The organism is Mesorhizobium sp. M1A.F.Ca.IN.022.07.1.1, from assembly GCF_003997575.1.
Taxonomy (GTDB): Bacteria; Pseudomonadota; Alphaproteobacteria; order Rhizobiales; family Rhizobiaceae; genus Mesorhizobium.
Map to the genome: position 1 here is coordinate 1 of NZ_RZST01000151.1, position 12,970 is coordinate 12,970.

The following is a 12,970-nucleotide window of genomic DNA, read 5'->3' on the forward strand; positions in this document are numbered from 1 at the left end:
AGAAGACAGAGTGGGCCTATGTTGCAAATATCGATCTTGTCTGTCGAACTTTGTTTCTGACGCGATACGCGTCTTCGGCGATCTTCTCCTCTCAAAATCGATCTGAACTGTTTGCCGTGTGTCTTGCACGGCAGGCAATTTTCTATGGATGATTGAAAGGAAATCGCCATGAATACGGGAACCGTTAAGTTCTTCAACGCGACCAAAGGCTTCGGCTTCATCGAGCAGGGTGGCGGCCAGCCGGACGTCTTCGTCCACATCTCCGCTGTCGAGCGGGCGGGTATGCGCTCACTTGTCGAGGGCCAGAAACTCAGCTTCGATCTCGTGAAGGACAACCGCAACGGCAAACTCGCGGCCGAGAACCTGCAAGCCGCATAAATTGTTGCGCGGGCCGTTGACCACGGATGTACTGGCATTGGCCACAGAGCGCAGATGAGAGAGGTCGGGCAAGCCCGACCTTTTTTCTTTTCCTGGTTGGAGACCGCATCGTGCGACACCCTGAAATACCGCAAGGAATATTCAAACCCAAACCGACCGCGATCGAAACGAAGCAGGACGCCACAACCAGGGCAGCCCGCCAAATTGTCAACGGTGAAGCCGCCGCCCGAGAACAGAAGACCGAGCGGTTAAGGCTGGCGAGGCTTGCCAGTGAGGCAACAAATATATCCACGCCGACGGCGAAGAAGCGAACGAACGGGCGTAAGCACGGCTAAGCTGTATCAGCGAAACGATCCGGGCACCCTGGGACGAGCCGTTTGCCGGGGCAAAGTCTTAGAAATTTTCGCTACAAAGGCGGCGCAAAGTGCGCACCTGCCCTCTCGCTGAACGGGGTAAGAGGCCCGGCCTGATACGCCCAAGTCCCGCTGACTTCCCCGCCCAGGCCGGGTCGCCCCAGCTCCACTTGAAGGCGAGCTACGTGGCCTCGTCAGTCACCCAACCCATGGACTTTCGGGCGCCGGTCTCCAACGGCCCGGCCAGTCATCTTGGTAGCTGCGGCCTCCGGTCTGTCCTCGCTCGCGACCTTGTGAGAGGTCGCGGCTTCACCGGACATAGTTCAAACCCTACGGCTATCATTGCTTCCCGACCTTAGAGGGGATCTTCTCGCGCCTTTTTCGCGCGAACAACTGCACTGTCTGAGCGCGGCCATAAACGCCTCGGCTGTGGAGTGCGCCCCTGAGGGTGGACATCTATCAGGCGGCGTTTTGACCGGTCTGCCGGATATGTTGATCCTCGAACTGCTGCGGGCTGAGATATCCCAGCGCCGAATGTAGCCTTTGCGTGTTGTAGACCTCGTCAATGAAGTGAGAAAGATGCTCGGTGACGTCCTCGAAGGTTTCGAACGCCATCGGGTAAACGGCCTCGACCTTGAGCGTCTTCATGAAGCTTTCGGCCTTGGCGTTGTCATAGGGGTTCCCCTTGCGCCCCATTGATCCGAGCAGATCGGCGTCTGCCAGGACTTGTCGATAGGCCTCCGCCGCATATTGCGATCCGCGGTCCGAGTGGTGAATGCAGCCAGGCGGCGGCTGTCTGCGGGCAATAGCGGCCTGCAAGGCCGCGGTGGTCAGGCGTGCGTCGATGGACCGGCCGATGGCGTAGCCGACGACGAGGCGTGACCAGGCATCGAGGATGATGGCGACGTAGATGAAGCGCGTCGGCAGCGCCACATAGGTGATGTCGCCGACCCAAAGCTGGTTCGGACCGATCGGCAGAAAGTCTCGGGCCAGGTTAGGATAGATCGGCCAGCCGTGACCGCTGTCAGTCGTGGCGATGAACCGACACCGGATTTTCGGCTGCAGATGGTGCTCGCGCATCAAGCGCCGGATCTTCTTGTGATTGACGACAAGGCCATGCTGCCGCAAGGCGGCGCCAACGCGACGGTAGCCATAGCTTTCGAATACATCGCAGACTTCGAACATGGCTTCGACAATTGCCGTGTCGTCGGTCGGCCGCTCCGGGCGATCATAATAGGTCGAACGCGCAATGCCCATCAGCCGGCATCCCTGCGCGACGGAGACGCCACGGGGCCGATGACAACGGACGTAGTCCCGCTTCTCGGCAGCGGTGCGCTTTTCAGAGCCCCCTTTAGGAACTCCAGCTCCAGAGCCTGTTTGCCGACGAGCCGTTCAAGCGCAGCGATGCGAGCCTCATATTCCTGGATGAGATCGGCCGCCTGCGCATCCTCATCAAGAGCGCCTTCCTCATACTTGCGGACCCAAACGCGGATCAATTGGCGCTGGATATCGTGGCGCTTTGCCAATCCATGCAGCGTCTCGCCCGACAGATATTCCTGCGCGACCTGACGCTTAAACTCGATGCTGTGTGTGCGATACCTTGCCATGGTTCTCTCTTCGAAAACCCGACAAGACTGGTCAATCCCTCAAGCCGATCTGTCCACCCTCAGGGGCGCACTCCACTGCCAGGTCGCATTTGCGCTTGGACGGACCGTTGCTCTGGATCACAATTTCGGCCTGCCTGGTTGTCAGGCCGTGCTTTGCCGCAAACTCGTCTATGTCGGCTCCCGTCCAGCACGACCGCTTCAAACCTTGCATTTTATTTCCTGGTCCCGAAATCGTGAGGAGCCAACGCGGGACCGTCGATAAGGTTTCAGATCAACGTCGAGAGCCCTCAACTCGGCTGGTCGCCAGAGGCGCCTTCTCGTCGACGGCTTATGGAGCGTCACCACGCTCTCGTACTCTTTCCGTTCTGGCCGCTGAATGGCAGGCAACTTACATAGCCAGGGCTATGGCCTCGGCTGGAACCTGCCGCCACCACAGCCTTACTCGACGATTGCAACCGACTGGGCCGACGGGATGTCCTTCATCCCCAGGCTCGAGCAGTTCTGTTTGATGGTCGTGCTGCCGGACCACTGGATCTTGTCGGCAACGACCTGGGTGCAGCCGCCGCTCCCCGAGAAGTTGCCCAGGTAGTTGACCTGCTGCTTGGGGAAATAGATGGCACCGGTCAGAAGCGAGCTCGCGGTGCCGTTGAAGGTGCTTGATGTGCTGGTGCCAGTCCTGTCGCCATAGAACAGCACGCCCGAATAGGTGCCCGAGGTCGGCGCGCTCAGCGTCACCGTGGCGTTGCCGTTCATGCTGACGGTGTTGCTGCCGGACATGAACATTGTCACACCGGTTCCGGATACGACCGCGCCGGCGTTCACTTTCAGGCTACCCTGGACGACATAGGTGCCGGGCTGCAGCGTGACATTGCCCTTGAGGTCCATGCCGCTGCAGTAAGTTCCGGGCTGGAGTGTTTGCGACGACTTGCTGCCGTTGACGGTCTTGCACGGGTTGCCAGCCGCCGGTGCCGGCAGGCTGGAGAAGGGGTCCGACGCCGGCAGGGCCTGGGTGATCGGAGACTTGCAGACGGTGGTCACCGGGTTGCTGAGCGAAACGCCGCCGACCGCGATCAGGCAGTCGGCCTGAAGCGCCGCCGAACCCTGCACCTTGACGGCATCGGACTGAGCCGAATTCGACATGACCGAGCACCCAGTCAGCTTGACGCTGGTGTTGCCCGAGAAGAGCGCCGCCTGGTAGGCCGACGGATTGAGCGCCAGCACACAGGCCTTGGAGGCGTCGGTGATGAGCGCTACCGCTCTGGCGCGCTCCGGCACTTTGCTCTCGGAGAAGATCGAAGTGAAGATGCGATCAAGGTTCTGGTTGAGGATGACCTCCACCGCCTTCTTGGCCGTGTTCGGCCCCGAGGTCGGCGGCGCGTGGACGGTGATAGTACCATTGCCGAGGCCGTTGTCGGTCGCCGACTGGGTAGCGGCAGCAGTGATCGTCGCCGTGTCGGATCCAGCGATCTTTTCCAGCGCGCCTGCATAGGCGGCGGCGTCCTCATCTGTGCCGGTTTCGAGCATGGGGTTCAGGAGGCTCGTGCATCGCCGCTTAAGAACAAGCGTTAAACGAATGCTTATTGGCCCAGGAGGGGTCCGAAGCCTGTGGGAACAAGCAAAAGGCCCGTCGCTTGGCAACGGGCCTTCTGACCTGCCGGGCGGGAGAGTGTTATACCGCCTAGCGGCTAGTTCACTTCCGTTTCGGCGTATGCCTTAGCGATGCGCGATCAGCTGACAGAGCTGTCGTAAGTCGCGGTCATAAGTATCCTGACTGCTGAGCACGTCCACGCAGCGTTTTTTCATCCGGACCAGTTGTGCGCCGGACATGTCGCCGACGACACTGACCATTCTCGCGTTGCTCGGATCAGGGGGATTGGTGGGATTGGACAGGCTGCTCAGACGCCTTGCGGTCCCGGCACCTGCTGTGACACCGCTTATTCCGACATCGGCTGCAGAGCCAAACACGTTCGCGTCACCGGTCGTCGCCGCGAGCCCTTGTGTTACGCCCTTTGTACCACCCAGCATTGCATCAGCTCCGGCCCTCAGGGTTTTAGGACCGTCCACCGTGGCACCCAGTCCGGTCGTGATCCCATCTGAACCTCCGACAGTTGCGGCAGCTCCGGGCCTCAAGGTATTAGGACCGCCCACCGTGGCACCCAGACCGGTCGTGATCCCATCTGAACCTCCGACAGTTGCGCCAGCTCCGGCCCTCAAGGTATTAGGACCGCCCACCGTGGCACCCAGACCGGTCGCGATCCCATCTGAGCCTCCGGCAGTTGCGGCAGCTCCGGCCCTCAAGGTATTAGGACCGCCTACCTTTGCACCAATCCTGGCCTTCAAAATCTTGGTCTTGCCTACCGTCGCGCCAGCGCCGGAGTCGATCACAGTCGGGTCGCCTACCGTGGCCCCGAGACCTGCGCTGCCACCGCTCGATCCGACCGAAGCTCCCAGCCCGGCGTTAATGCCGCCAGTTAGGATTTTAGTAGAATTCCGCTGAGGAAGCCGTCAGCAATTTGGCTCACCGGGCTTGAGCTAGCTGTGAGTTCTGACGATGCTTGCTTCAGCCATAGTGAAGACGGGGTTTTGGCAATGTCCCGGTGAATTGGACACCAACCCGGTCGTTCCTGCGCCACCGCAAGACGGACTGGTAGGCGACGCCGTCGGTCGGCACATATAAGACGAAACGTTCAGGCACACGCGCTTCGACGGCCACCTTAAGTTCAGCGCCGCCATTGTTCTGGTTTCGGATCGTGCAACTGATTTCGGAGTTCGTGATTCCGTTGATGATCGCCGCGCCTTTTAGGACGCGCTGTCGCCGTTCTCGGCGATTTTCCATTTCTCCGCACGATCACGCGTCGGACCGGCTGACGACCCAGATGAGAGCCAATTTTCCGCTCTCCCCTTGTCATTCGGAAAATCGTTCCTGTCTAATTCTATAAACTAAGTAGATTTTGAGCCGACGCTCAGATGGAGCGGGCAATCGAGGGGTGAACCCTCCGCTCAAAGGATCGATCTCATGCGAAAACTGATTTCCGCCGCCCTGGTTGCGCTCGCAGCGGCGGCCAGTCCTGGAATGGCTCATGCCGACGAGAAGAAGGTCGTCATCGCTTACCAAACCGGGGCTAATCCCTATAATCTTGGCATCGCCAACGGCGACCTTGCCAAGAAAACCGGATGGAACATCGAATTCCGCCGCTTCAATTCAGGCGCCGACATTTTCGCAGCTATCGCTTCCGGCGACGTCCAGATCGGCGATGTCGGATCGAGCCCGTTCTCGGCTGCCGTCAGTAAGGGCCTCGATGTGAAGGCGTTCTACATCTCGTCCGTCTCTCGCGACGGCGAGGCGCTGGTGGTGCGCCCAGAAATCAAGTCGCCGGCGGACCTGCGCGGCAAGAAGCTCGCTGCGGCGCCGGTCTCGACCGACCATTACCAGCTTCTGGCGGTGCTCAAGCAGGAAGGCATCTCCGAGAAGGAAACGAAGGTTATCGCCATTCCGCAGCCCGAGATCGTCGCGGCCTGGAAGCGCGGCGACATCGACGGCGGCTTCGTCTGGGATCCAGCGCTGTCCGAACTCAAGAAGAACGGCAGGGTCCTGCTCACGGCCGGCCAAGTTGCTGATCGCGGCGCGCCCACCTTCAGCGCGCTGGTCGTCACCGGCGCATTCGCCAAGGCCAATCCGGAGTTCCTCGGCCAGTATGTGAGGCTGATCGACGGCTATAACCAGGCTTATCTGAGCAACCCGGCCGCCTGGGGCCCGGACTCCGAGAGCGCCAAGCTGATCGCGAAATTACAAGGCGGTACGGCGGCTGAGAACTCGGAGCAATTGAAGACGACGGTCGTCCCGCCGCTCGACCAACAGGTCTCCGACAAATGGCTGGGTGGCGGTGAGGAGAGCGCGGTGGCGAAAATCCTCAAGGACACCGCGAGCTTCCTGAAGGACCAGCACAAGATCACGTCGGTCAAGGACAGCTATGCCGCCTTCGCCGATCCGCAATATGCGGCAGTGGCCAAGGCCTCGAACTAGCAATCCCTGAAGGAAACGCGCGATTTGGCCGGAACGCCAGCCAGATCGCCTGGAGGCCACCATGCTTCGAATCCGCGATGCCAGCGTCACCTTTCCGGCTTCCGATGGCCAGGACGTGCATGCGCTCGATCACGTCTCGCTTGATATCGCTCCCGCCTCCATCGTTGTCGCGGTCGGCGCTTCCGGCTGCGGCAAGTCGACATTGCTGAACGCGATCGCCGGCTTCCTGCCGCTCACCGAAGGCTCGATCACGCTGGATGGACGCGAAATCGCGGCGCCGGGCGGCGATCGCGGCGTCGTGTTCCAGAAGGACACCCTGTTGCCGTGGGCCAATGTCCTGGACAACGTCGCGCTCGGCCTGAAGTACCGGGGCGTGTCGCGCGGCGAACGCTATGTGCGGTCGAGGCACCTTCTTGAACTGGTCGGGCTCGCCGATTTCGCCGAAAAGCCACCCTACGAACTGTCGGGCGGCATGCGCCAGCGTGTCGGCATCGCCAGGGCGCTGGCCACCGATCCGAAAATCCTTCTGATGGACGAGCCGTTCGGTGCCCTCGACAGCCTGACCCGCGAGACGATGCAGCAGCTTCTGGCTTCGGTCTGGGCCAAAACCGGCAAGCAGATCCTGTTCATCACCCATTCGATCGAGGAAGCCCTCACACTCGGCACGACCATCGTCGTGATGTCACCCCGGCCGGGCCGCATCGTTGCGCGCTTCGATGCCGATTTCGTGCGCGATTTCGTCGAAAGCGGCGATATCGGGCCGATCCAGTCCCGCCCGCGCTTCATCGAGCTGCGGCAGGAAATCCGCTCGCTCATCCACCAGCCGGAAGGCGCCCGCAGAGGAACCTTGCAATGACGCTCGCCGCCAATTCCCGAACCCCGTTCCCTCCCGCCACGGCTCAACTGAGGCCGTCTCCCCGGCCGCGCAGCTCAGCATCGGCAAGCACGTTCGGCATCAGCCTGGTGACGGTGGCGGGGCTGATCGCATTGTGGGTACTCGCAGCGCAACTCGGCTGGGCATCGCCGCTCTTCCTGCCATCGCCGGCCGACGTATTGACCCAGTTCAACGCCGTCGCGGCGGATGGCTATGCCAATGGCACGCTGCTCGACCACACGCTGGCAAGCCTCGGCCGCATTGCCGCTGCTCTCGGCGTCGGCATTTTCGTCGGCATTCCGCTTGGCCTGCTCATGGGGCTCAATCGTTGGGTAAAGGGCATCTTCAGCGTGCCGATCGATCTCTACTGGGGCTTGCCGCCGCTGGCCTACCTGCCGCTGCTGATCATATGGCTCGGTATCGGCGAAACATCCAAGATCGTTCTGCTCTCGCTGTCGACCTTCGCGCCGATCTGCTTCGCGGCACAGGCGGGTGTGCGGTCGGTGCCCGTCGAACGCATCAACGCCGCGCTGTCGCTCGGCGCCACCCGGCTGCAACTCTTCACCAGCATCATCCTGCCGTCCGCTCTGCCGGAAATCCTGACCGGCCTGAAGATCGCCATCGGCGCCGGACTGTCGACGCTGGTCGCGGCCGAGCTGATCGCAGCCCAGTCCGGGCTCGGCTACATGATCATGTCGGCGGCCAATTTCCTGGCGACCGACGTCGTGTTCGTCGGCCTCATCGTCATCGCCGTGCTCGCCTTCGCCTTCACCAGCGGCATGCGCTGGCTGGAACATCGCCTCATCCCCTGGAAGGGCAAGCTGTGAGGCTCGCTCCCATAGATTCCGCAATCATTGAAGGAGACAATCCGATGTCCGGCAACAGCACCCGCCCGCTCGATATCTACTGGTACCTGCCGACCCATGGCGACGGCCCCTATCTCGGCACCGACGAGCGGCACCGGCCGGCAACCTTCGGCTATCTCAAGGAGATCGCGCAAGCCGCCGATCGGCTTGGCTTCAAGGGCGTGCTCCTGCCAACCGGAACACGGTGTGAGGACGCCTGGATCGTGGCCGCCGGGCTGATCCCGCTGACCGAACGGCTGAAATTCCTGGTGGCGCTGCGGCCGGGGAGCGGGACGCCGGCACTGTTCGCGCGCCATGCGGCCACGCTGGACCGCATTTCCGGCGGCCGGGTGCTGCTCAACGTCGTTACCGGCGCTGATCCGGCCGACCTTGCCGGCGACGGCAACAAGCTCGGTCATGACGAGCGCTATGCCCAGACTGATGAATTCCTCACGATCTGGCGCCGTATCCTGTCCGGAGAGCCGGCGGACTTCGAGGGCAAGTATCTATCTGCTCACGGCATCGACATATCTTTCCCGCCGGTCCAGCAACCCTATCCGCCACTTTGGTTCGGCGGGTCTTCGGAGGCGGGCATCGAGGTCGCCGCCAAACACACGGACGTCTATCTGAGTTGGGGTGAACCCGTCGAGCAGGTGAAGGAGAAGTTCGACAGGGTCAGGGCACGAGCGGCGGCTCAAGGTCGCAAGATCCGCTTCGGATTGCGCATAAACCTGATCGTGCGTGAAACGGAGGAGGAGGCTTGGGCGGCGGCGGATCGACTGATCAGCCGCGTCACCGACGACGTGATCGCTGAAGCCCAGCATCAATTCACCAAGGTTTCGGAGTCGGTCGGGCAAAAGCGCATCTCCGCTCTGCACCAGGGACGCCGCGACAAGCTGGTTATAGCTCCCAATCTATGGGCCGGATTGGGTCTCGTCCGAGGGGGTGCCGGCACCGCGCTTGTCGGGAGTGCGGAAAGCGTTGCTGCCCGCATTCGCGAATATCAAGAGATAGGGGTGGAGACGGTTATTGCCTCGGCCTATCCGCATCTGGAGGAAGCTTTCAATGTTGCCGAGCTGCTGTTTCCACGGCTCGGACTGCAGGGTGAGTTGCCCCTTAAGGAGCGCGGCTGGGATCTGGAGTTTGGGCGCGGCCGGGGCGCGGGCGTCCGAGTAGCGGCGTCTTAGGCAGGTCGAGGAGAGAAGTGGTGCGCGCAGCATCGCTGGTGCCGTGCCAGGCCCGCTTACATCTGAGTTTGACCATCGGAGTTCGGCTTATGTCAAATCCATCAATCGTCGGTTTTTCGGGGAACTTCAGCCGACCCTCGAAGACCCGCGCTTTCGTCGACCTCGTCGTTCAGAACATCGCAGGCCGCCACCACCTTTCCCATCGAACCTATGATGTCGAGGATGTCGGTCCCTCGCTGGGGGCCGCCAAATCGCAGCGCGACCTCGACGCGCAAGCCCAAACCGTAGTTGCAGATGTTGTCGCCGCGGACGTGCTCGTCGTCGGCTCTCCGACATACAAGGGTAGCTATACCGGGCTGTTCAAGCATTTTTTCGACTTGCTCGATCCAACGGCCTTGAGAGGTAAGCCCGTGCTTCTCACAGCCACCGGGGGCGGCGAGCGCCATGCCCTTGTCGTTGAGCATCAACTCAGGCCGCTATTTGGCTTCTTCGAGGCCTTCGCGCTGCCCACAGCCGTGTACGCGACCGACAAAGACTTCACCGATGGTGTGCTTCGGTCCGAACTGATCCTGAAGCGAGCGGCGCAGGCGGTTGATGAAACCGCGGTTCTGCTAGCCACCAAATCCGGTCTCAGAATAGCCGCCGAATAGATCCATGCCGCGGTGCTTCAGCGGGAAGTGTAGCGTCTCGCCTTCCGGGTCGCGGCAAGCGGGCGCGGCGGCGCGGGCTTCTCCCGAGACTGCGCTCGCCCAGGGGCGCTAATCGGGCCTTGGCTCTACCAGACCGGCATCGACGTGATCAGGTAGACGCGCGTGCGTTGGCCTCGCGACTGACGCGGTCGTCATGGCGTCCGGCGGCAGGAGGATTACCATCTTCGCCCCTTCATCAGGCCAGAGAGGCTTGCCTGCCAGCAGGAACACAGTGGCGACAAGGCACATCAGGAGGATGGCGGCGCAGAGGTTGGCAATCATCTCGCCCAGTTGCACAGCGCTTTCTCCCAATGAAACACCCGCCGCTTCGCAGGTCGCGGCGGGTGGTTGATCACAACAACTGACTGACGATGAAGGGACATGTTACTCGCCAGTCCCGACTCCAATGGCATAGCTGGCAATATGTTTCGTCGATGCGACCTTTGAGTTGGAAGGTTGGACGTTGGTCTTACACGGCGGAGCTAAACCTCTAAGCCCCACGGGGCGCGCACCAGCAACTCATTGGCGCCTGGAGACCAAGTGAGCGCGTAGGCGCATCGCGCGGCTATCGCCAGAGCTATCGCCACGGCGAAAGAAGACAGGTTGTTCCTCGCCAGCACTATTTAGGATCACCAGCCCTCGAACCGCCGTGGGCTCCGCCGCCGTAGCTGTGCCGTGCAAGGCTGGAACCTTCCAACGTCGATCAGACGAGTTGCGGCCCGGTAGCCTTTGGGTGCGGCGTTTGGGTGCGGCCACCGGGCCTTGGCCGGCAGGAGACATAGATGGCCGGCGCGCGAATATATGCGCATCTGCTAATACATGGAAATTCAGCCGAAAGGTCGAACCTGCCTTGAACCACCAACATGACGGCCGGACGCTGCAAGGACGCATCGACGTGGGCATGGCTGTTACCGGTGGCTGCCTCGATTGCCATCGCCATCAGAGGCTCGATCCGCCGGCGCTGCGCGACCGCTTCGGCCCTGACGCTCCCGCAATGACGTGGGACTTGAGGCCGAAAATGAAATGCGCGGTCTGCGGCGGCAAGCGGATCACGCTGACCTATTCGCCCGGCCCCAGCCCGAAAAAACCTCAACAAATGACCTCAGACGCCTACGCCGTCGGCGAGGGCAGGTCGGCTGACGAGCGGGCAACGAGACGGAGCTGGGCAGTTTGTAGCTCAGGGCTGCGGGGAATTGAGCCAGCTTGAGTAGCCCGCCGGCTCCGGTCGGCGGGCATCTTGTCGACCCATGGAATTGAGCAATGCGGCGATGACCTCGGCCGGAGGTTGAACGCCTATGAAGCTGCGGACAAGCCCATTTGCACGGCTTTCCCAGTCTTGTCTCGGAAGACAATCCTCTACGACCGAACGCCGGAAGACTTCTCGGATGATCTCAAATTCAAAAGCGGAAATGAAATTAGCAGAGCGCCTGGTCATGGCTCTCTCCCTGTGGAGTTGAATTGACTTCAGCGCCCGTGTCCGGTCGATACTGCGGGCGACAACAGAAGCCTTATATCCGCTCCCATGCCCTCGTCGCTCACAATTGTTGCAATGCTCTTAAAGATGAGGACGAACGCGAGCGGGGCAGTCCGAGCCGGATACGGTGCGGTCGCCCGACTCGGAGCCCTTCTTGCCTATAGCGGGTTCCCGCTGACGGCAGCACGCGATCGCCTCACGCGCTCAGCCGGTCGACCAGCTGCCGGTGGTCCTCATCGCCGGAGCCGTCAGGCAGCGGGGCAGCCGCGTCGAGCCGGCGCAGCGCATCCATGATGTCGTCGAAGGAGACCGGCCGCTCGGTGCCCGGCGGCTGGCGCAGCGCCGGCTTGGATTCCACGGCGCAAGCGTCGGATGCCCACGACGACAGGATCGCCCGCTTTTCCCATATATCTAGTGAGCCGTCCTCCAGCACATCCTGCGGGTGCTGAAAATGCCTGGCCGGCGACAGCAACCGGTCGAGCGAAAGGTCTGATATTTCGGGAGCAAGGGAAGGAATGATCGGCGAAAGTGTCTGTCGGTCCATTTCTGTCCTCCGTATCAAAAACTCCTTGTTTCGGGTGCCAATTTCTCAACTGTCCCGGCGGCGCCGACAGCCGTTAATTTTGTTAAGCTCAATCGCGAATTCAAGGCCCTCGCGATCGAATTACCGCATGTTTTCAGCGCACTAGCACTCTACGATCGAGAGCGCCAAAATTTGCGGCACCCTCTTGAAATTGGAAGAAGGCAAAATTAGCTCGAGATGCGCAAGATCGCGAGCCCCGCTCCGGGAGTGGGTCTCAGGAAAGATTGGGAGGCCATCATGGATGTGATGAGCGGCACCGGTCCAGTCCCGACGCCGACACATGTGCCGAGCGAGTTCCTCGCATATGAGGCGGAGTGCCGAGAAGCGCTGCAGCCGCTGCTTGCTGGACTGCTCGACGCGGCCGAAACCGCCGGCTGGAGACGCCGCACCGCCGCCTCAACACTGATGTTCCTGGCGGCGCAGCAGGTATCGGCAGCGGCTACGCCGGCCAAGGGCTGAACCGAAAGCTCGCCAAGCAGGCGAAATCATTTCAGATCCCGCGCTGCATCGACGAGCCGCCGATGCAGATGAGGGTCGTGTGATTGCGGGGCGATTGCGAGAATGCATGAAGGTGGTGGGATGCAGCCGACCTGGCTGAGGAACTCAGTCTTGCCCCGGCCGATGTGGCGCACTGGCTCAACGGTCGCGCCCCGGTGCCGCTTGCCGTTGCCGCCTGGAGGCGTTGGTCAAAGCCCACAAGGCGCTTCCGCCGGCGAGCCTGAGCCGGACCGAAGTGTCAGCGCCGACCGGTTCCGCGCCGCCCGCGGCTCGCCCCGAGGCCGTTGCCGCCGCGACAACTGGCCAACAGCATGATCGAGGAGAAAAGCAGCGCCGCGTTGCAGCGCTATCGGCGGCTTGCTTGCAGCCTGATTCTCGCAGAGCTCAAGCTTGTGCGCTGGTTCATAGGAAGCGGGCAAAAGGCTATTGCGGCTTCCCTGGACGGAGCAAACGGTGGC

14 protein-coding genes and 1 pseudogene are annotated in these 12,970 nt (G+C 61.7%); 7 read left to right on the plus strand and 8 right to left on the minus strand.

Annotation, left to right across the window (positions count from 1 at the left end; translation table 11 throughout):
• The first annotated feature begins 168 nt into the window (after nt 1–168).
• Nucleotides 169–378, plus strand: a complete 210-nt coding sequence (locus EOA75_RS17745) for a cold-shock protein (RefSeq protein WP_095825918.1) — start codon at nt 169–171, stop codon at nt 376–378.
• An 812-nt stretch (nt 379–1,190) separates the two neighbouring features.
• Here EOA75_RS17745 and EOA75_RS17755 read toward each other — a convergent pair.
• From EOA75_RS17755 to EOA75_RS35075, 5 genes and pseudogenes are all read right to left on the minus strand, one after another.
• Nucleotides 1,191–1,994, minus strand: a pseudogene (locus EOA75_RS17755) (IS3 family transposase); the annotation flags it as partial.
• Nucleotides 1,988–2,338 (minus strand): transposase, encoded by a 351-nt coding sequence (locus EOA75_RS17760; protein WP_127324764.1) that lies wholly within the window; start codon nt 2,336–2,338, stop codon nt 1,988–1,990. The gene EOA75_RS17760 and the pseudogene EOA75_RS17755, both read right to left, overlap by 7 nt.
• Before the next feature lie 438 nt (nt 2,339–2,776).
• The gene (locus EOA75_RS17770) at nt 2,777–3,862 is read right to left on the minus strand and encodes a hypothetical protein (RefSeq protein WP_245466660.1); all 1,086 of its coding nucleotides are present in this window, start codon (nt 3,860–3,862) and stop codon (nt 2,777–2,779) included.
• 189 nt (nt 3,863–4,051) lie between these two features.
• Nucleotides 4,052–4,363, minus strand: coding sequence for a hypothetical protein (locus EOA75_RS17775; RefSeq protein WP_127248617.1), 312 nt, complete (start codon nt 4,361–4,363; stop codon nt 4,052–4,054).
• 535 nt (nt 4,364–4,898) lie between these two features.
• A complete protein-coding gene (locus EOA75_RS35075; protein ID WP_127248618.1) occupies nt 4,899–5,174 on the minus strand; it encodes a PilZ domain-containing protein in 276 nt (91 codons plus the stop codon).
• 180 nt (nt 5,175–5,354) lie between these two features.
• Here EOA75_RS35075 and tauA point away from each other — a divergent pair, with 180 nt between their 5' ends.
• From tauA to msuE, 5 genes are all read left to right on the plus strand, one after another.
• Nucleotides 5,355–6,362: a taurine ABC transporter substrate-binding protein gene (tauA, locus tag EOA75_RS17785; protein ID WP_127324766.1), complete on the plus strand. Its 1,008-nt coding sequence runs from the start codon at nt 5,355–5,357 to the stop codon at nt 6,360–6,362.
• A 61-nt stretch (nt 6,363–6,423) separates the two neighbouring features.
• Nucleotides 6,424–7,218: an ABC transporter ATP-binding protein gene (locus tag EOA75_RS17790; protein ID WP_127324767.1), complete on the plus strand. Its 795-nt coding sequence runs from the start codon at nt 6,424–6,426 to the stop codon at nt 7,216–7,218.
• Nucleotides 7,215–8,063, plus strand: a complete 849-nt coding sequence (locus EOA75_RS17795; RefSeq protein ID WP_127324768.1) for an ABC transporter permease subunit — start codon at nt 7,215–7,217, stop codon at nt 8,061–8,063. Before EOA75_RS17790 ends, EOA75_RS17795 begins: the two co-directional genes overlap by 4 nt.
• 44 nt (nt 8,064–8,107) lie before the next feature.
• Nucleotides 8,108–9,268: an FMNH2-dependent alkanesulfonate monooxygenase gene (gene ssuD / locus EOA75_RS17800; RefSeq protein WP_127239599.1), complete on the plus strand. Its 1,161-nt coding sequence runs from the start codon at nt 8,108–8,110 to the stop codon at nt 9,266–9,268.
• 89 nt (nt 9,269–9,357) lie between these two features.
• The gene (gene msuE / locus EOA75_RS17805) at nt 9,358–9,918 is read left to right on the plus strand and encodes an FMN reductase (RefSeq protein WP_095801593.1); all 561 of its coding nucleotides are present in this window, start codon (nt 9,358–9,360) and stop codon (nt 9,916–9,918) included.
• Nucleotides 9,919–10,026: 108 nt separating this feature from the next.
• Here msuE and EOA75_RS17810 read toward each other — a convergent pair whose 3' ends face one another.
• From EOA75_RS17810 to EOA75_RS17820, 3 genes are all read right to left on the minus strand, one after another.
• On the minus strand, nt 10,027–10,254 hold the full coding sequence (locus EOA75_RS17810) for a polymerase (protein WP_095801592.1): 228 nt from the start codon (nt 10,252–10,254) through the stop codon (nt 10,027–10,029).
• 880 nt (nt 10,255–11,134) lie between these two features.
• Entirely contained in the window at nt 11,135–11,392 is a 258-nt protein-coding gene (locus EOA75_RS17815; RefSeq protein WP_127213886.1) for a hypothetical protein, read from the minus strand.
• A 235-nt stretch (nt 11,393–11,627) separates the two neighbouring features.
• Entirely contained in the window at nt 11,628–11,975 is a 348-nt protein-coding gene (locus tag EOA75_RS17820; RefSeq protein WP_127324769.1) for a hypothetical protein, read from the minus strand.
• Between the two features lie 276 nt (nt 11,976–12,251).
• Between EOA75_RS17820 and EOA75_RS17825 the strand changes: the two genes are divergently transcribed.
• The gene (locus tag EOA75_RS17825; protein WP_095801819.1) at nt 12,252–12,473 is read left to right on the plus strand and encodes a hypothetical protein; all 222 of its coding nucleotides are present in this window, start codon (nt 12,252–12,254) and stop codon (nt 12,471–12,473) included.
• Nucleotides 12,474–12,970: the final 497 nt, after the last annotated feature.